This is a genomic window from Streptomyces sp. NPDC057900 (genome assembly GCF_042887885.1).
Lineage (GTDB): Bacteria > Actinomycetota > Actinomycetes > Streptomycetales > Streptomycetaceae > Streptomyces.
On the sequence record NZ_JBHVOI010000001.1, the window covers coordinates 276286 to 294334 of the forward strand.

Sequence of the window (18049 nt, forward strand, 5' to 3'; positions counted from 1 at the left end):
CCCTGTGGCTCACTGTGTCGTGTTCGCGTCATGTGGACGCGCGTAGATCCTCTGCCTCTCTCCCCCCACCAAGCAGGAGGAATCCATGCTTCCCCGCCGCCTCTCCCTCACATCCGCCCAGCGGAGACTCTCCGTGGCCGGTGTCCTCGGCATGAGCGCCGCGCTGACGCTCAGCCTGATGTCGGGCACCGCCGCCTCGGCGCCGCTGCCCTCCGACAGCACCGTGCCACTGGGCAAGGGCTACATGGGCGTGGGCTACGTCCAGGACAGCAAGGACTTCAAGCCGGACAGCCGGCAGCCGGCCCTCGAAGGGGCACCTGACGCGAACCTCCTGGCGAACCCCGTGGGGATGGACGTCTCCAGTTACCAGGGCAGCATCAACTGGACCTCGGCCCGGGGCGCGGGCATCGAGTTCGCCTGGATGAAGGCGACCGAGGGCACCACGTACAAGGACCCGACCTTCAGCACCAACTACCTGGGCGCGTACAACGCCGGGGTCATCCGGGGCGCGTACCACTACGGGCGGCCCGATGTGTCCGGTGGCGCGGCACAGGCGAACTTCTTCGCCGACAACGGTGGCGCCTGGTCGCGCGACAACCTGACGCTCCCCGGCGTACTGGACATCGAGGGCACCTGCTACGGCAAGACGCCCGCCGCGATGCAGTCCTGGATCCTCGACTTCTACAACACGTACAAGGCCCGCACCGGCCGCGACGTCGTCATCTACACCAGCCCGAGCTGGTGGAACTCGTGCACCGGCGGCTGGAGCGGCATGTCCGCCAAGAGCCCGCTGTGGGTGGCCCACTGGACGTCCGCGGGCAGCCCGAGCATCCCGACGGGCTTCCCCTTCTGGACCGTCTGGCAGTACACGTCGACCGGCTCGGTGAGCGGTATCTCCGGCAACGTCGACCGCGACCGTTTCAGCGGTGACCGCTCCCGCCTGCTGGCCCTGGCCAACAACACGCCGTGACAGCGGCTCCGGGGGCGCGGTGACCGCAGGAGCGGTGACCGCGCCCCCGGGACCGGCCACGGCGTGAGCACCGGGCGCAACGACCTTTCGCGAAGGAGAGATTCATGAGCTCGACACCACAGCCCCTCAGCAGGCGCGGCGCTCTGCTCGCCGGAACGGCGGCCCTGGCCGGCGGGCTGGGGCTGGCGGGCCGTGCGGAAGCGGCCGTACGCATGCCGGAGGGCGCACCCTCCCCCCTCGCGGCCCTGACCCCGGCACAGCGCGCCGGGCAGTGCGTCATCCACTCCTACCCCGGGCTCACGCCTCCGGCCCGGCTGATGGACGCCATCAGCGAAGGGCGGACGGCCGGGGTCATCTTCTTCACCGAGAACATCAAGAGCCTGAGCCAGATCGAGGGTGTCATCCAGGAGATGAACGCGGCGCACGCCGACGCCCCGGTGAGCGCCCCGCTGCTCCTGATGACCGACCAGGAGGGCGGCCTGGTGCGCCGACTGCCCGGTGAGCCGGTGTGGTCCGCGAAGGACGTCGGCGCCTCGTCGGACCCGGAGGGGCAGGCGGAGTTCACCGGGAGCGGGGCGGGCATGAACCTCGCGGGCGTCGGCATGAACGTCAACCTGGCCCCCGTGCTCGACGTGTACCGCACGGCAGGCGACTTCACCGACCAGTACGAGCGGTCCTACAGCGAGGACCCGGAGGCGGTGGCGTCCTGCGGCTCGGCCTTCATCACCGCGCAGCAGGCCGCCGGGGTGGCGGCCACCGCGAAACACTTCCCCGGCCTCGGCCCCGCCTCCGCGAGCCAGAACACCGACCTGGGCCCCGTCACCCTCACCACGTCGGCCGCCACCCTCCGGAGCGTCGACGAGGCGCCCTACCGCGCGGCGGTCTCCGCCGGGACCAAGCTCGTCATGCTCTCCTGGGCCGTCTACCCGGCGCTGGACGCGGACCGGCCCGCCGGGCTGTCCCCGACCGTGATCGGCGAGCTGCGGAACCGGCTCGGCTTCCGGGGCGTGACCGTCACCGACGCGCTGGAGGCCGGCGCTCTCAAGGCCTACGGCTCCACGGCGAAGCGCAGCGTGCTGGCGGCCTCGGCCGGTATGGACCTGATCCTGTGCTCGGCCCGGGACGCCGCTCAGGGGGACGCGGCGGTGACCGCGCTGAGCGAGGCGCTGACGGCGGGCACCCTCGACGGGGCGGCCTTCGACGCGGGCGTGAAGCGCGTGAACGCGCTCCGCGGCGGCCTCGCCTGAGCTCAGGGACGGCCGCCGGCAGCGCGGCCGCTATCGGTTCGATCACGCCAAGGTCCGGCCAAGGACCAGTAATACAGTCACCTGATAGCTTAGGCCGAATCGCAGGCCGGAACGGAGGTACGAGGGGCAGGTCCGACCCTGACCCGGGCGAGGACACCCCTCAGATCACGATGCTGCAAGTACACAAGCTTGAGCGCTACAAGGACGATCAGGGAAACGAGATCGTCTATGACGGCGAGATCCGTGACGCCAAGATCGATATCCGGTTCAAGGGATCGAACAACAGGCTAGTCATCAGCCCCAAGGCTGACGTCAAGGACCTGCTTGTCACCTTCACCGGAGACAACGGGCAGATCGACATCGAGCAGACCACGAAGAAGCGCGCTGGTCTCCGCTTCGAGCTGCGCTGCGGGCACGAGTCCCGGATCCGGATCGGCGAGAACGTGGGCTGTGCCGGCCGCACCTTCCTCTCCGCCGTCGAGGGCGTCTCCGTGACGATCGGTGCCGATGTGATGTTCGCCAAGAACATCGAGGTGCGCGGCGACGACACCCACCCGATCTTCGACGTGCACACCGAGAAGCGGGCGAACCCGTCGCAGTCGATCGTGGTGGGCGAGCACGTCTGGATCGCGAAGCACGCGGTCGTGATGGGCGGCGTCACCATCGGCAACGGCTCGGTGATCGGCTTCCGGTCCATCGTCACCTCGTCCATACCCAACAACTGCATCGCGGTGGGAGCACCGGCGCGGGTGGTGCGGCGGGACATCGCCTGGGAGCGTCCCGAGGTCGTCTCGCGCCGCCCGAACGAGCTGCATCCGCGCAAGGGCGAGAAGTCCGCGCAGTACTGGAATCCCACTGTCGAGGACGACGTCCCGGCGAAGCCGGTGATCCGGCAGCAGCCCAGGGCCCAGCGGCAGGGGGCGGCCCGGATCCTGCCGGCTCCGGTGCGGCGGTTCGCCAGGAAGTTCCGCTCCTCCTGAGTCGCCTCGGTGACATCGCGTGAAACGGCCTCGGGCCCGGACGGAAGTCCGGGCCCGAGGCCGTTTCACGTGCGCGCGAGGTCCGATGTCGCTACTGGACCGGGGCGCTCGACTCCAGATGCGTCACCATGCGGTTCAGCCCGGTCGGCAGATCCACCACCGGGCTCCAGCCGAGTGCGGCGAGCCGCGCGCTGTCCAGGCCCTGCTTCTTGGTCAGGCTGTAGGCGCGCGCGTCCGACTCGTTGGTGAAGCGGAGCTGCTGCCCGCGCTCCGGGCGCACCTCGGTGAACAGCTCGGCCAGCCGCCGGATCGAGACCAGCCCGGCCGGGTCCGCGACGTTGTAGGCAACGTCGTCGCCACGGAGCAGGGCGTAGAACAGGCCCGCGATGGCGTCGGCCACGTAGGTGTAGGTCCGTACGCCGGAACCGTCGCTGTTGAGCACGATGTCCTTGCCGGCCACCACGTTCGCCGCGAAGTCGGCCTGCACGCGCCCGTCGTCGAGCGCCATCCCCGGACCGTAGACGTGACCGAACCGGACGGCGCGGCTGTCGATGCCGTACTGCGCCTGGTAGGTCGCGCAGATCGTCTCGGCGGCGCGCTTGCCCTCGGCGTAGCAGGCCCTCGGGTTGAGGATGTCGAAGCCGCCGTAGCTCTGCTCGTCGATCAGCTCGGTCTCCGGGGCCTGGGCCCCGTAGACCTCGGCGGAGGACATCAGGACGAATCCGCGGCTGGCCTTCTCCACACAGAGGTCGAGCAGGTTGAAGGTGCCGAGCAGATTCGCCTTGATCGTCATGACCGGCTGGCTGCCGTGCAGGGCGGGGCGTGCGGCGCTCGCCCCGTGGATCACGTAGTCGACCGGGCTGGGCAGTTCCAGCGGAACCGACACGTCCTGGACGACCAGGTTGAAGTCCGGGCGGTCCAGTACGTCCGCGAGCAGCCGCCTGGCCTTCTCCTCGTTGCGCACCAGGCCGTGCACGGTGATGCCCGCGCCGTGCCGGTCGTTCAGTGCGAGCAGCGTGTAGACGACGTACGACGGCAGCATGCCGCTCGCACCGGTGACCAGCACGGTGCGGCCGGACAGCTCGCTCCACGGCAGGTCGCGGTCAAGGATCTCGTCGAGGTCGTGCGCCACGACCGGACTGGAAACGGTGGTCAATGGAATCACGTACCTACGATCTGCTGGTTTTCGAGGATCTCGAAGAACGTCCGGCACAGGTAGAAGTCCTCGGACGTCGTGATCTTGATGTTCGAGCGGGGACCGACGACCCGGTAGATCTTGCGCCCGTAGCGGTGCATGAGGGAGCAGGAGTCGATGGTGTCGTGCTCGCCCTCCTCGACCGCCCGGTCGTACAGGGAGAGGATCTCGCCGAGCCGGAAGCTCTGCGGGGCCTGCGCGGCGTAGATGTGGTCGCGCGGGATCACGTCGTCGATGTGCTCGTACTCACTCGACACCACGGTCTCGTTGAACTTGGTGCAGGTGATGGCCGAGCCGTGCTCGCGGACGGTCTCGATGTTGGCCGTGATCAGCTTGGCGTCGATCAGCGGCCGCACGCCGTCGTGCACGAGCACGACGGTGTCGGCGGGGCACTCGGCGGCAACCGTCCTGAGCGCGTTGTGCCGCGACTCCTGACCGGTCCGGCCACCGTCGATGACCCACTTGACCTTCTCGATCTCGTACCGCTTGAGGAGCTTCTCCATCAGTTCGCGGTACTCGGGGAGTATCGCGATGGCTATCGCGTCTATCTCCGGGTGCGCCTCGAAGTGTTCAAGGGTGTGGATGATGATCGGCTTGCCGTGGATCTCCAAAAACTGCTTGGGGAGAGCACGGCTGTTCATCCTCGACCCAATACCGCCGGCGAAAAGCAGGGCAACATTCACAGGTCATTCCTCCGACTGGTCGCTGAGCGGCTGGTCGCCCACCGCGGTGTTGTCCGGAACAGTGTCCAGCCACTGGTGCTGACCGCCCGTTTCGCGGCCTCCGTGATCTCCGACGACAAGCCAGTCGATCACGCGGTCCGCCGAGTTCGTGTCGACGTAGTCGAAGTTCTCCCGCCGGAATTCCTCGACCTTCGAGAGGTCGAAGTCCTCGTCCTGCAGTGCCTTGAGCAGGTCGTCGAAGGTCACGCAGATGGTGCCGGGAGCGACGCTGTCGTAGTCGCGGTGGAACCCGCGGATCACCGAGTACGTGTCCTTGTCGTACGCGTAGAACAGGATCGGCTTGTCGAGCAGCGTGTACTCGTAGATCACCGACGAGTAGTCCGTGACCAGCACGTCGGTCACGTGCAGCAGGTCGTTGGTGTCGGGGAACGACGCGAAGTCGATCAGCCGGTCCGAGTACTCCTCGGGGATCGGCGGGGGCTCCGAGATGAAGTGGTGCATCCGGAAGAGCACGACGTACTTGTCGCCGCAGACCTCGTGGAGCTTCTCGAAGTCGATGCGGTCGTAGTCGTAGTGCGCGTCGCTGATGCTCTTCCCGCGGAAGGTCGGCGCGAACAGCACGATCTTCTTGCCCCGGAACTGCGGGTAGGAGGCGAAGAAGTCGTCCGTAACCTTCTGGGAGTGCTCCTCGTTGAGGAAGGTGTCGATGCGGGGAAGGCCGGTCGGCACGACCGCCGACTCCTCGACACCGAAGGCCTCCGCGTACACCGGCACCAGGTGCTTGGACCCGGTGATGACGTAGGTGTACTTGCGGTGGGCGTTGGAGAGCTTCGGCGAACCGTACTTTCCGAAGCGGCTGTAACCGACCGCCTTGAAACCGCTTCCGGCGTGCCAGAGCTGAATTATCTTGGTTTCCGGCGAAATGGTCAGGTTACCGAGAAGCCCGAAATAGTCGTCCATCAGAACGGTGTCCGACGTCGCGAGCAGATAGATCAGGCGGAGCGTGCTCCACTTGTTCGCGGTCGACGGTATTCGGAACGAGTGATTGAACTTGTACTTCTTGTCGAGGTCCCGCTCGATCATCCGGTCGTGGACGCGCGCCAGGTTGCCGCCGAGGCCGGTGCGCATCTCGGAGGCGAAGAGGATCTTGTTCCCGCGCGGCGGGTTCAGACGGCGAGCGGCCCAGTAGAAACGGTTGGCGAGCTTGCGTCGCCGGGCCCGCGGCAGCACCTTCAGTGCTATTCGCTTACCCATGGGCTTCTTCGTCTTGCTCTTCTTGCCGCCGCCACCACCGCGGAACAGCTGGTACGTCCGCATGAGGAACTCGGGATTCTCGTCATCGTCGGAAAGACCGAACGAAATGACGTACACCGAGCGATTGCGGTCGTAGAGGAAGACGCGGGAACTGACGTCGAGCCGGTCCGTCGCCTTGAGGTCGAACGTGGCCCCCGGCAGCTGCTCGTCACCGAGCACCGGGACGATCCGCCAGGTGCCGTTGGGCACTTGGCGCCGGTTCTCGAAGTTGGTGACGTTGATATCCAAGCGATGCTGTTCGGCGCCGATTTGCCGAGAGTTAACCGGGAATTCGCGCCCGTTGTCAACAATCAGGAAGCTGAGAGCACTAGCATCTCCAGTAAAGTCGGCGACCTCCACAACGAGACTGAGGTGCACACGCTCCCAGGAAATCGTCGCTATTGAGCAACGCGCCATCGTCGTCCTTCCAAATTTGTGAACCGTTACGCCTTCTACGAGGCATGTGCGACGGCCACAGAGCCTGCCAGCGCCAGGTGAGACGATTGCCGGAGCATAGCTTACCGAGTCACACGAGCCCCAAGTTGAGACGGGGGGCCGTCACCGGACGCTGCGGTCGAGCGCGCCCTCGGGCCCTCTCGCAGAACGTGATCCGACCGGGGCCGGAAGCGCCGGTATGCCTGTCTGCCACTCCATGCGAAGCCCCGTCGAACCGGGTGGGCCTGTGGTGCGCACGTACTAGGACGCGTGAGCGGCTGGTCCGGTTGCACTGGAAAGGGACAGCGTCGCGGGATCGCCGCCGTGGCACCGGCCGGGCAGGAGGAGATCGCCGGCCGGGCGCTGTGCACGGCCGGATCCGCCGTCGCGTTTGCAGGCGCGACCGTCTGCGCAGCTCGTCGTCATCCCCCACCGCACGGGCCTGGCCCGCACCGCTCCCGGCGGCGAGCGCCCCGGACCGGCTGAGTGCCCGTCAGCATAGGATGTCCTCCACGAACTGTTCGTACGGGTGAGGGGCGGGGCCAAAGGTGTTCGGGGGTAGGAAGACAACCGAGGGCGGGCTGCCGAAGATCCCGCGGGGCGTGGATCCGCGGCGAGCCCGTGCTCTGCCGGTTCCGGCCGGGGCGCAGGTGGACGCGCGCATGTTCATGCTGGGTGGCGACCGGATGCGGGCGCTCAGGGTGATCCTGGACGCGACGGGCTACGACCTGCGCCAGGCCCGGGACATCACGTATGCGCTCGTCTACGACATCCAGGTGCCGACACCGGGCTGAGCGACGCCCGTACGGTCAGCCGGCGGCCGGCCGCTCCCGCGGAGTGAGGTGCTGCCACAGGAAGGTGTGCGTCAGGGCGCTGTTGTGGGCGGCCTGCTCGTTGTCCCCTGCGCCCGCGTGTCCGCCGCCGGTGTTCTCGTGGAGCAGGACGCGGTGGCCCAGTTCGCGCAGCCGTGCCGCTGCCTTGCGGGCGTGGCCGGGGTGGACGCGGTCGTCACGGGTCGAGGTCGTCAGGAGCACCGGCGGGTAGGCCCGGTCCGCGTCGAGCCGGTGGTACGGGGAGAGTGCGTGCAGATGGGGGCGGTCGGCCTCGTCGTCGGGGTCTCCGTACTCGGCGATCCACGACGCGCCGGCGAGCAGCTCGTGGAAGCGGAGCATGTCCAGCAGCGGTACCTGGGCGACGATCGCGCCGAACAGCTGCGGGCTGCGGGTGAGCATCGCGCCCATGAGCAGTCCGCCGTTGCTGCCGCCCGCCGCGCCCAGCATGTCCGGGGTGGTGATGCCCCGCGCCACCAGGTCCGCGGCGACGGCCTCGAAGTCCTCGAAGGCCCGTGATCGGTTCGCGCCGAGTGCGGCCCGGTGCCAGTCGGGGCCGTACTCTCCGCCGCCGCGGATGTTCGCGATCGCGTAGGTGCCGCCCCGTTCCAGCCACGCGCGGCCCGTCGTCGCGCCGTAGAACGGGGTGAGGGAGACCTCGAAGCCTCCGTAACCGTAGAGCAGGGTGGGCCCGGGGGCCGTGCCGGGGGCGGAGCGGTCGGGGCCGATCACGAAGTACGGCACCCGTGTCCCGTCCGCGGAGACCGCGAAGTACTGCCGCGCCGCCAGCCCTGCCGTGCCGAAGCGGGCCGGGGCCTGCTTGAGGATCTGCGATCCGGCGCCGATCTCGCCGTGGTACAGGGTGGACGGCTGGAGGAATCCCGACACGTCGAGGAAGTACTCGTCGGAGACGTCCGGGTCCGTGTCGACGACGCTGACGGCGGACAGCGGGGGAACGTCGGCGAGCGGACTGCGGGCCCAGCCACCGGGTGCCGGGGTGAGCACCTCGATGCGGGTGCTGACGTCGCGCATCGTCTCCAGGATCAGGTGGTGCCGGGTCCAGGAGTGCCCGGACAGGGCCGTCCGCCCGTCCGGGGTGAACAGCACCTCCGCGGTGCGGTCGCCGGCCAGGAACGCGTCGAAGCCGAACGCCAGCAGGGATCCCGCCGGGTGTCCGAGCCAGCCGGATTTGAGGCTCACGACCAGATACTCGCGATGGGCGTAGGCGTAGGCGTCGTCCGGCACCTCGATCCTGACGAGTGAGCCGTCGGCGGTCAGGAGGTGCGTCTCGCTGTGGTGGAAGTCCAGCGACCGGAAGACGAAGTCCCGCTCGAAGCCGGGGGTGCTGTCGTGCCAGCCCCCGGCCGACACGTCCTGCGTCCGGCCCTCGAACACCGGGGTGGCGTCCTGCGCCGGTGTGCCGCGCCGCCATCTGCGTACCGTCCGCGGATAGCCGGAGTCGGTCATGGAGCCCGGCCCGAAGTCGGTGCCGATGAAGACGGTGTCGGCGTCGATCCACCCGATCCGCGTCTTCGCCTCCGCCACCTGGAAGCCGTCCTCGACGAAGGTGCGGGTGGTGAGGTCGAACTCCCGGACCACGACGGCGTCACCGCCGTCACGCGACAGGCACACCAGGGCGCGGTCGTACTCGGGGTGCCGGACCCGTGCCCCGGCCCACATCCACTTCTCGCCCTCGGCGGCGGCGAGCGCGTCGACGTCGAGGACGGGCTCCCACTCGGGGGCGTCCTTGCGGTACTGCTCCAGCGTCGTACGCCGCCACAGGCCGCGCGGATGCGCGGCGTCCCGCCAGAAGTTGTAGAGGAACGCTCCGCGCCGGACGGTGTACGGGATGCGGTCCGAGGCGTCCAGCACCTCCCGCAGCCCCTCCTTGAGGGCGGCGAACCCCGCGTCGGTGGCCAGGGCGGCCGCCGTCTCGGCGTTCCGTTCGGCCACCCACGCGAGCGCGGCCTCGCTCTCGATGTCTTCCAGCCACAGGTACGGGTCTTTTTCGATCACACCCCGAATTGTGCAGGTCCGGGAAGCCCGGCGGGACCATATCCCCCGATGCCCCGAGGATCACCAGTCGTGGACGGTCCCGTCGTGGAGGCGGTTGACCGGCAGATACGCCTGGGCGTACGGATGGGCCGCCGCCAGCTCCTCGTCCAGCTCGACCCCGATGCCGGGGGTCTCGCCCGGGTGCAGGTACCCGTCCGTGAAGGTGTAGGCGTGGCGGAACACCTCGTGGGTGAGCGGGGTGTGGCCGGAGTACTCCTGGATGCCGAAGTTGTGAACGGCCAGGTCGAGGTGGACGGCGGCGGCCATGCCGACCGGGGAGATGTCCTCCGGTCCGTGCACGGCGCTCTTGATCTGGTACTGGGCGGCGAAGTCGAAGAGCTTGCGCAGCGGTGTGACGCCGCCGAAGTGGGTGACCGCGGACCGTACGTAGTCGATCAGCTGCTCGGTGATCAGCGCCTGGTAGTCGTGCACCGTGTTGAAGACCTCGCCGATGGCCAGGGGCGTGGTGGTGCTGCGGCGCACCAGGCGGAGCGCCTCCTGGTTCTCGGCGGGTGTGCAGTCCTCCAGCCAGAACGGCCGGTAGGGCTCCAGGTCCTTGCCGAGCCGGGCGGCCTGGATCGGGGTGAGCCGGTGGTGGGCGTCGTGCAGGAGCGGGAGTCCGGGGCCGAACTCGGCGCGTACCGCGTCGAAGACGGCGGGCATGTGGCGCAGGTACGCCTCGGTGTCCCAGTCCTCCACCAGGGGGCGGGCCTGCTGGTGGAGGACCTGCGAGCCCTTCTCGTCGGTGTCGGACACTCCGTAGACGGCCTTGAGGCCGGGGATGCCGGACTGGATACGGATGGCGGGGTAGCCCTCGGCGATCCTGGCCCGCACGGAGTCGAGGAGTTCGGGGATGTCGCGGCCGTTGGCGTGGCCGTAGGTGCGGACGCGTTCGCGGCTCGCGCCGCCCAGCAGCTGGTAGAGCGGGAGCCCCGCGGCCTTGGCCTTGATGTCCCACAGCGCCACGTCGACGGCGGCGATGGCGGCCATCGTCACCGGTCCCCGACGCCAGTAGGCACCCCGGTACAGCGACTGCCAGGTGTCCTCGATCCGGTGCGGGTCGAGGCCGATGAGCAGCGGCGCGATGTGGTCGGTGAGGTAGCTGACGACGGCGAGTTCCCTGCCGTTCAGGGTGGCGTCCCCGAGGCCGGTGAGTCCTTCGTCGGTCGTCAGCTTCAGGGTGACGAAGTTGCGGCCGGGGCTGGTGACGACGACCTTGGCGTCGACGATCTTCATGCGTGTGTTCTCTTTCCGGATGTCGGGGAGGGTGTGCGGGTCGGTCCTGGGCCGGGTGCGGCTGCCGCGCTCCGGCCCAGGCCGGGCGGTGGCCTCTCAGCCCTTGGTGGCGCCGGAGGTCAGCCCGGCGACCAGGTATTTCTGTCCGAGGACGGCGGCCAGTACGACGGGCACGGTGATGAGGGTGGCGGCTGCCATCAGCCCGCCCCAGTCGGTGCTCGCGTAGGAGATGAAGTTGAACAGGGTCACCGGCACGGTCTGGGTGCGGTCGTCGGCGAAGACCAGCGCGAACATGAAGTTGTTCCAGCTGAAGACGAATGCCAGCAGCGAGGCGGTCGCGGTACCCGGCGCCGCGAGCGGCAGCGAGATGCGCCAGAAGGCGCCGAAGGCGCTCAGTCCGTCGGTGCGCGCCGCTTCCTCCAGTTCGACCGGCAGTCCCGCGAAGAAGCTGATCATGATCCACATGATCAGCGGGACGGAGACGAACATGTGGCTCAGCACGAGCACGGTGTAGGAGCCGACGAGCCCCATCCGCGCGAACAGGTAGTACCAGGGGACGAGGAGCGAGATCGCCGGGACGATGCGCGCGACGAGGATCAGGGAGCCGGTTCGGTGCATGTTGAACCGGCCCACCGCCCAGGCCGCCGGTACGGCGATGACGGCGGACAGGACCGTCGACACCACGCCGACCAGCAACGAGTTGCCCATCGAGCGGACGATCTGCCCGGCTTCCACGATGCTGCGGAAGTTGTCCAGGGTCGGCCTGAACCACAGCCCGACGGACGGGTCGGTGACCTGCACATTGGTCTTGAAGGCGGCGGCGAACATCCACACGAGGGGCAGCGCGAAGACGAGCGTGACGATCGTGATGGCGGTGCCGCGCAGCCACGTCCCGCCCCGGCGCCTGCGGGCGCGCGAGGCGGTGTACGGGGCGCCGGAGGGCCGGGGGGCGTGGGAGACGGTGGCACTCATGCGTTCTTCCTTCCGCCACGGCGGCGCAGCAGGACCACGACGCCGATGATGAAGAGCGTGAACAGGACCAGGACGGCGGCGGCGAGCCCGTACTCCTGGTAGTCGAAGGTCAGCCCGTAGGCGTAGACGTTGAGGGTTTCCACCTCGAAGTCCGACCCGCCGCCGGCGCCCTTGGTGGCGTAGAGGATGTCGAAGGTCTTCAGCGCGTCGACGGCGCGCAGCACGAGTGCGGTGGCGAGCGTGGGCCCGAGCATCGGGAGGATGACGTGGCGGAACCGCTGCCAGCCGTTTGCTCCGTCGACCAGCGCGGCCTCCTCGGGTTCCTCGGGCAGTGTGGTGAGCCCCGCGAGCAGCAGCAGCGTCATCATCGGCGTCCACTGCCACACGTCGATGAGCATCAGCGTCGGCAGTGACTGGCTGACGGAGCCGAGGAACTCCTGCCGGGGCAGGCCGACGGCGGCGAGCAGGTGGTTGGCTATCCCGTTGGTGGGATCCAGGATCAGCAGCCACAGGATGCCGATCGCGACCGGTGTGGCGAGCAGCGGGATGATCAGGACGGTGCGCACCCAGCGCATTCCCCGGAACGGCTTGCGCATCAGCATCGCCAGGGCGAGCCCGAGCACCGTCTCCAGCACCACCGCGCCGACGGTGAAGACCAGGGTGCGGCGGGCGGCCGGCCAGAACCTGCGGGTGTCCTCCAGGGCATCGGCGAAGTTGCGCAGCCCGATGTGGCTCTTGCCCGCGTTCACCGCGCCGAAGGCGTCGGTGAGGCTGAGGTCGAGGGTGAAGGCCAGCGGAAAGACGATCATCAGGCCGACGAAGAGCAGTGCCGGGGCGAGCATCATCCACTTCAGCCGCCGGTTGGCCTGTTCGAAGGTGCGGGGCCCGCGTGCGCGGGGCGCCGCCGTGTCCGGCGGGCGGAGTGCGGAGCGGGCCGCGGAGACCTCGGTGGTGGACATCAGGACTCCTTGTGGCGGTTGTCGCGTACGAGGAACTCGGCGAACTCCGCGTCCGCGTCGCGTGCGACCGGTGGGACGGACTCGCCGAGGATGCCCGCGACCAGCGGGCGGCCGACGATGTCGCGGGCCCGGCCGACCTGGAGGACCCGGGGCCGGTCGTAGCCGCGTCCGCGTTCGGCGTTGATCCGCATGGCTTCGGCCAGGTCCGGCGGGAAGGAGGCCAGCGTCTTCGGGTCGGACCACACCGAGGAGCGGGCGCCGGGTATGCCGTCGGACTGGAGGGTGGCCGACATCCCGGGGCCCGCGGCCCACCTGATGAACTCCCAGGCGTCGTCCCGCAGCAGGGAGAAGGTGTTGATGCCGAGGCTCCATGACGGGATGTTGTGCGGTCTGGCACCGGCAGGTCCGGCCGGGAACGGCGCGAAGCCGACGCTCTCGCGCACCTTGGACACCTTGGGGTCGAGGAAGCTGCTGTAGATCGCGTCGGCGTCGATGTAGAACGCCGCCTTGCCCTGCGCGAAGATCGGCATCGCCTGTTCGAGGCTCATGTTGGTCGCGCCGGGCGGTCCGGCCTTGGCCAGCAGGCTGCCGTAGTACTCGTACGCGGCCAGGGCCTCTGGGCTGCCGATGCCGGACTTCCCGTCGACGACGAAGTCCCCGCCGTGCGAGTAGAGGAAGCTCGACCACTGGGAGACGGCGCCGCTGCGCTGGCCCCGGCCGACGTATCCGTAGAAGCCCTTGTCGCGCCGGGTCAGCTCCCGGGCGGCGTCCATCAGCGCGTCCAGGGTGCGCGGCGGCCCGCCGAGGTCCTCGACCAGGTCCTTGCGGTAGTAGAGCGCGGGGCGTTCGGTCACCACCGGGACGCTCAGCACCTTTCCGGCGGTCACGGACGCCTCGCGCGGGGCCTTCTGGAAGTCGGTCCAGCCGAATTCCGCGTCGCCCTCGACCCGGTCGCTGAGGTCGGCGAGCCAGCCGTTGTGGCCGAAGACCAGCTGTTCCTGGAGTGCGCGGACCATCATGACGTCGACGTCGGTGCCGGAGGCGTTCAGCTTGACGTTGTAGCTGCTGGACAGCTGGTCGGCGGTGAGCAGGGTCATCGAGACCCGTCGGCCGATCCGGTCCTCGAACTCCTTGACGCGGCGCTTGACCGCCTGGGACCACACGTGGTTGATCGCCATGATCCGCAGCGGCGTACTGGCCGAGGGCTTCTTGCCGCCGGCCGAACAGGCGCTCAGCGCCCCCGCCCCGGCGGCCCCCGCCACCAGCCTCCCGAAGGAGCGCCGGCTCAGGAGCTGGCTGCTCGTGGACATCCTTGTCCTCGTCTCTGTGCGGTGCGGTGCCGGGTCTCGTGGTGCCGGGGGCTGCGCGTCGCGTCCCGGTCCGCACCACCCCGACCGTCTGGTCCAACTGGTAGGACCAGTTGGTTCAGACGGGACCGTAACAGCAGAGGTGCCATGTCGGCCAGCCCCCGGGGAGAGAACCTGTCAGGGCCGAACAGGCCGCCCGGTCATTCGGCGGGCCCGTTGCCGCCCCGGCGGCCCTCCGCCTGGTCGAGCAGCGTCTCGATGTGGTTGCGGGCCATGGTGTCGACCCGCAGGTCGAGATCGGCCCCGTAGGTGCGCAGTCCCAGCGTCAGGTGTTCCCGCATCCGTGCGCAGGCGAGGTCGACGTCCCGCGCCTCGACCGCTTCGAAGATCTCCGGATGGTGCGGCACGCCGGCCTCCGCGATCGATGGATCGGAGTTCGAGCGGAGCATCATCTCGAACATCATCCCGCTGATCGAGGACAGCATGATCCGCAGGACCGGGTTCTTGCTCGCCACCGCGATGGCGTCGTGGAAGTCCATGTCCGCCTGGGCCTTGACGACGACATCGGTGGCCGCCTCCAGGGCGTCCCGCGCGGACCGCATGACCGCGATGTCCTCGTCCGTCGCCCGCTCGGTCGCCAGCCGGACCATCTCCACCTCCAACGGGATGCGGGCCTCGATGAGCTGACGCACGGTGGGGCGGCCCGCCCGGTACAGCGCGTCGTACCCCCTGGCCTGCCCGGAGGACTGCTCCCGGACGAAGGAGCCCCGTCCCGGGGCGACTTCGATCAGGTGCTGGGCCTCCAGCCGCCGCAGCACCTCGCGCACGACGTTGCGGCTGGAGCCGAAGTGGGCGGCGAGCTCGCGCTCCGAGGGGAGCTTGGTCCCGACGGCGATCTCTCCGGACCTGATGTCGTGCTCCAGCTGACGGGCGATGCTCTCGGTGAGGAGCCCGCGCCGGGCGGGGTCCGCGACCGGGCCCGGCCGCTCGGAACCTGACGGGGAGGAGGGGGCGGACGGCTGCATGATCGCAGCGTACAGGCCGGTCGCGGCCCGTACACGAGCCCTGACCGGCTGCTCGCGGCCACGAGCGGCCACGACCGGCCGCCGCACGGCTCCGCCCGCCCCGTGTCCCGCACCAGCGGGCCGGGACACAGGGGGCGGGGCATCGGATGGTGGCGGTGTCGATCACGACGCGGTAGCGCACGTCCAGTTGTCGCAGGTACGGGTGGAGTCGACCATGCAGCCGATGCCACGGCAGGGACCTGGGTGTCTGCCGGGGTACGAGGCGGACTACGCCTGCTGTGCGTACTGCCGGCAGGGTCATGCTGGCCACCGGGCCGAACCCGGATACTGGAATACATGGACCAGCGCGCCGAACTCAGCGAATTCCTCCGCCTCCGCCGGGGCCGGCTCAAGCCCGAGGACGTGGGCCTGCCGAACCTCGGCCGGGCCCGCCGGGTACCGGGGCTGCGGCGCGAGGAGCTGGCACAGCTGGCGGGTGTGTCCGTGGCGTACTACACACGTCTGGAGCAGGGGAACAGCGGGAACGTCTCCGGTGAGGTGCTGGACGCGATCGCCCGTGCGCTGCGGCTGTCGGACACCGAGCACGCACACCTCACCCACCTGGCGAACCCGAAGACGAAGAAGAAGCGCGCGGCCGCCGCCCGCCCGCAGCGGCTGCGGGCGGAGCTCCAGCATCTGATCGACGCCATGGAGTCGGTGCCCGCGTATGTCCTGGGACGGCGGATGGAGATCCTGGCGTCGAACCGGATGGCACGGGCGCTGCTCGGCGACGAGACGACGCTCCCGCCCGAGGAGCGCAATATGGCGCGGATCGTGTTCCTCGACCCGAACTCCCGTGATCTGTACGTGGACTGGGAGTGCAAGGCCATCGAGTTGGTGAGCGCGCTGCGGCTGTGCGCGGGCTGCTGGCCCGACGATCAGCAGCTGTCCGCGCTGGTGGGGGAGCTCTCGGTGAAGAGCGAGGAGTTCCGGACCCTGTGGGCCGCGCACACGGTCCAGGAGAAGGGGTACGGCACGAAGCGGCTGCACCATCCGCTGGTGGGCGACCTCACCCTGTCCTACGAGACGCTCAAGCTGCCCGCCGACCAGGACATGTCCCTGATCACCTTCCACGCCGCGCCCGGCTCGGCCTCCGAGGAGTCGATGAGGCTGCTCGCCAGCTGGGGCCTCGACACCGACACCCGGACCGCACACCACTGACCGGGCTCCACTGACCGGGCTCCCCCGGGCACCGCGCCGGTCCGCGTCTCAGGTGGAGCTGAGCGGATGGGTCGCCGTCGCGGAGCGCGGGGGCCAGGCGTGGGGTGCCAGGATGCCGAGGACGTAGGCACGGGCGACGAGCGCGGGTCTGGTCGCGGCACCGAGGAGTTCCCGCAGGCGGCTGAGGTGGTAGTCGACCGTCTGCCGGGACAGCCTCATCGAGGCCGCTATCTCACCGTTGCTGCTGCCCTCCGCGAGAAGGGCCAGTATCCGGATCTGCGCGGCGGTGAGCGGCGCGTGGGCGTCGTGGACGAGGCTCTGGTGCGTGACGACGGCCCAGACGTTCCGGGCACGGGCGGCGGACCGGCCCACCGTCGTCAGGTGCAGCTGCGCGCGGCACTGCCGGCCCTGGACGTCGACGAGCACGGCGGACGTCTCCACCCGCCTGACGCGGCGGGCTATCAGCCCGTTCCATCTCCTGTGCAGCTGAGCGAGGTCGGGCGCCGGGGCGAGCAGGGTGTGCGCGCGACGCCCGACCAGGTCGGACCTGCGGGTCCCCAGCAGTTCGGCAGCGGCCGCGCTCGCCTGTACGACGCGGCCGTTCGCCGACAGGAGGGCGCAGGGCACGCCGCTGTGGTCGCGCAGCGCTTGCAGGTTCTCCTCGGCCTCCCGGCGCTGTGCCATCGCCCGGATGTGTTCCGTGATGTCCACGTAGATGCCCGCGACGCAGGTCTGGGCGTTCTCCCGCACCGGGAAGCGGTGTCCCGCCGCCTGGCCGGTGGTGCCGTCCGAGCGCTGGTAGCCGAGCGTGTGGCGCACCGGTCTGCCTCGGGCCAGGATCTCCTGGTCGAGCGCGCGGAACTGGACGGCGTCGGCATGGGCGTCGAAGTCCTCGATGTACTTGCCGACAACGTGTTCCGGAGTGGTGCCGTAGAGGTGGGCGTAGGCGTGGTTGGCCCACAGGTAGCGCCCGTCGCGGTCCCGGATGAAGGCGGCGGCCGGGGCGAGATCGGCGAAGTCCGCGAACGCGGCGTACCCGCGCGGACCCTCGGGCGGGGCGCCGACCTCCACGGCGAGTCCACGCGTGCGGCCCCGGCCGCGGTTCTCGTCCAGGTGCCAGCTCACATCGAAGGTGCGGCCGTCGAACAGGGCCTGGCGGCAGCCCTTCGCGGGTGTGCGCCCCGGGGCCGGCAGTTCCTGGCGTATCCGGTCCAGGAATCGCTGGACCGTGGGTAAGTCGGTGAAGGCCCCTCCTCCCCGTGTCAGCACGCGCCACTGTCCGTCAGCCTCCCACCAGGACACGCGTAGATGCTCAAGCATTTCCTTTAGATCCGAATCGTCCACAGGGGCCTTCCGTTCTCGTGTCGTCCGACTGACGCGGGGTGCCATCGCCATGCGTATCCCGTGCGGAGCGCGAGCATGCCCGGTTCTCGGCCGACCTGGAAACAGCGGACCCGCCCCTTCTGGACACCGATCGGCGGGTACGAAGCCGGACGGCGGTGCGAGGCGGCAGGCAACTCTGGCATTTGCCTGAGCGGTAGGTGCTCCCGGCGGCATTCCGGCCCTCCGCCGCCTGATTCCCTGGTGTGTACGGGCGAACACACGATGTCACGTGCGGGGGCTGATACCTCCGCACGGTCGGCCTCCGGGGCGGGCCCTCAG

General features: G+C 69.4%; 15 protein-coding genes. 5 read left to right on the plus strand and 10 right to left on the minus strand.

Annotated elements, in window-relative coordinates; genetic code table 11:
* The first annotated feature begins 85 nt into the window (after positions 1 to 85).
* The 3 genes from ACFVQ0_RS01060 (at position 86) to ACFVQ0_RS01070 (ending at position 3197) form a co-directional block, all read left to right on the plus strand.
* The gene (locus ACFVQ0_RS01060; RefSeq protein ID WP_390083288.1) at positions 86 to 970 is read left to right on the plus strand and encodes a GH25 family lysozyme; all 885 of its coding nucleotides are present in this window, start codon (positions 86 to 88) and stop codon (positions 968 to 970) included.
* A 104-nt stretch (positions 971 to 1074) separates the two neighbouring features.
* Positions 1075 to 2217, plus strand: coding sequence for a glycoside hydrolase family 3 N-terminal domain-containing protein (locus ACFVQ0_RS01065; protein WP_390083290.1), 1143 nt, complete (start codon positions 1075 to 1077; stop codon positions 2215 to 2217).
* 170 nt (positions 2218 to 2387) lie between these two features.
* Entirely contained in the window at positions 2388 to 3197 is an 810-nt protein-coding gene (locus ACFVQ0_RS01070; RefSeq protein ID WP_390083292.1) for an acyltransferase, read from the plus strand.
* Between the two features lie 91 nt (positions 3198 to 3288).
* Here ACFVQ0_RS01070 and ACFVQ0_RS01075 read toward each other — a convergent pair whose 3' ends face one another.
* The 3 genes from ACFVQ0_RS01075 to ACFVQ0_RS01085 are packed head-to-tail and all read right to left on the minus strand — an operon-like array spanning position 3289 to position 6617.
* Positions 3289 to 4329, minus strand: a complete 1041-nt coding sequence (locus ACFVQ0_RS01075) for an NAD-dependent epimerase/dehydratase family protein (protein WP_390083293.1) — start codon at positions 4327 to 4329, stop codon at positions 3289 to 3291.
* 29 nt (positions 4330 to 4358) lie between these two features.
* Positions 4359 to 5075 carry a 2-C-methyl-D-erythritol 4-phosphate cytidylyltransferase gene (locus ACFVQ0_RS01080; RefSeq protein WP_390083295.1) on the minus strand — a complete coding sequence of 239 codons (717 nt, stop codon included), beginning with the start codon at positions 5073 to 5075 and terminating at the stop codon, positions 4359 to 4361.
* A 3-nt stretch (positions 5076 to 5078) separates the two neighbouring features.
* Positions 5079 to 6617 (minus strand): CDP-glycerol glycerophosphotransferase family protein, encoded by a 1539-nt coding sequence (locus ACFVQ0_RS01085; RefSeq protein WP_390083296.1) that lies wholly within the window; start codon positions 6615 to 6617, stop codon positions 5079 to 5081.
* Between the two features lie 848 nt (positions 6618 to 7465).
* On the opposite strand from ACFVQ0_RS01085, the gene ACFVQ0_RS01090 reads away from it, so the two are divergent.
* Positions 7466 to 7597, plus strand: coding sequence for a hypothetical protein (locus ACFVQ0_RS01090; protein WP_311301560.1), 132 nt, complete (start codon positions 7466 to 7468; stop codon positions 7595 to 7597).
* A 15-nt stretch (positions 7598 to 7612) separates the two neighbouring features.
* On the opposite strand, the gene ACFVQ0_RS01095 is transcribed toward ACFVQ0_RS01090, so the two are convergent.
* The 6 genes from ACFVQ0_RS01095 to ACFVQ0_RS01120 all read right to left on the minus strand — a co-directional run bounded on the left by ACFVQ0_RS01095 (position 7613) and on the right by ACFVQ0_RS01120 (position 15187).
* Positions 7613 to 9658: a prolyl oligopeptidase family protein gene (locus tag ACFVQ0_RS01095; protein WP_390085330.1), complete on the minus strand. Its 2046-nt coding sequence runs from the start codon at positions 9656 to 9658 to the stop codon at positions 7613 to 7615.
* Between the two features lie 51 nt (positions 9659 to 9709).
* Positions 9710 to 10924, minus strand: a complete 1215-nt coding sequence (gene manD, locus ACFVQ0_RS01100) for a D-mannonate dehydratase ManD (protein WP_390083298.1) — start codon at positions 10922 to 10924, stop codon at positions 9710 to 9712.
* A gap of 96 nt (positions 10925 to 11020) precedes the next feature.
* Positions 11021 to 11896 (minus strand): carbohydrate ABC transporter permease, encoded by an 876-nt coding sequence (locus ACFVQ0_RS01105; RefSeq protein ID WP_390083299.1) that lies wholly within the window; start codon positions 11894 to 11896, stop codon positions 11021 to 11023.
* The gene (locus ACFVQ0_RS01110; protein ID WP_390083301.1) at positions 11893 to 12855 is read right to left on the minus strand and encodes a carbohydrate ABC transporter permease; all 963 of its coding nucleotides are present in this window, start codon (positions 12853 to 12855) and stop codon (positions 11893 to 11895) included. The genes ACFVQ0_RS01105 and ACFVQ0_RS01110 overlap by 4 nt, the downstream gene beginning before the upstream one ends.
* On the minus strand, positions 12855 to 14165 hold the full coding sequence (locus ACFVQ0_RS01115) for an ABC transporter substrate-binding protein (protein WP_390083303.1): 1311 nt from the start codon (positions 14163 to 14165) through the stop codon (positions 12855 to 12857). The genes ACFVQ0_RS01110 and ACFVQ0_RS01115 overlap by 1 nt, the downstream gene beginning before the upstream one ends.
* 197 nt (positions 14166 to 14362) lie before the next feature.
* Positions 14363 to 15187: a FadR/GntR family transcriptional regulator gene (locus tag ACFVQ0_RS01120; protein ID WP_390083305.1), complete on the minus strand. Its 825-nt coding sequence runs from the start codon at positions 15185 to 15187 to the stop codon at positions 14363 to 14365.
* Between the two features lie 336 nt (positions 15188 to 15523).
* Here ACFVQ0_RS01120 and ACFVQ0_RS01125 point away from each other — a divergent pair, with 336 nt between their 5' ends.
* A complete protein-coding gene (locus ACFVQ0_RS01125) occupies positions 15524 to 16387 on the plus strand; it encodes a helix-turn-helix domain-containing protein (RefSeq protein WP_390083307.1) in 864 nt (287 codons plus the stop codon).
* Between the two features lie 48 nt (positions 16388 to 16435).
* On the opposite strand, the gene ACFVQ0_RS01130 is transcribed toward ACFVQ0_RS01125, so the two are convergent.
* A complete protein-coding gene (locus ACFVQ0_RS01130) occupies positions 16436 to 17656 on the minus strand; it encodes a PAS domain S-box protein (RefSeq protein ID WP_390083309.1) in 1221 nt (406 codons plus the stop codon).
* Between the last annotated feature and the right edge of the window lie 393 nt (positions 17657 to 18049).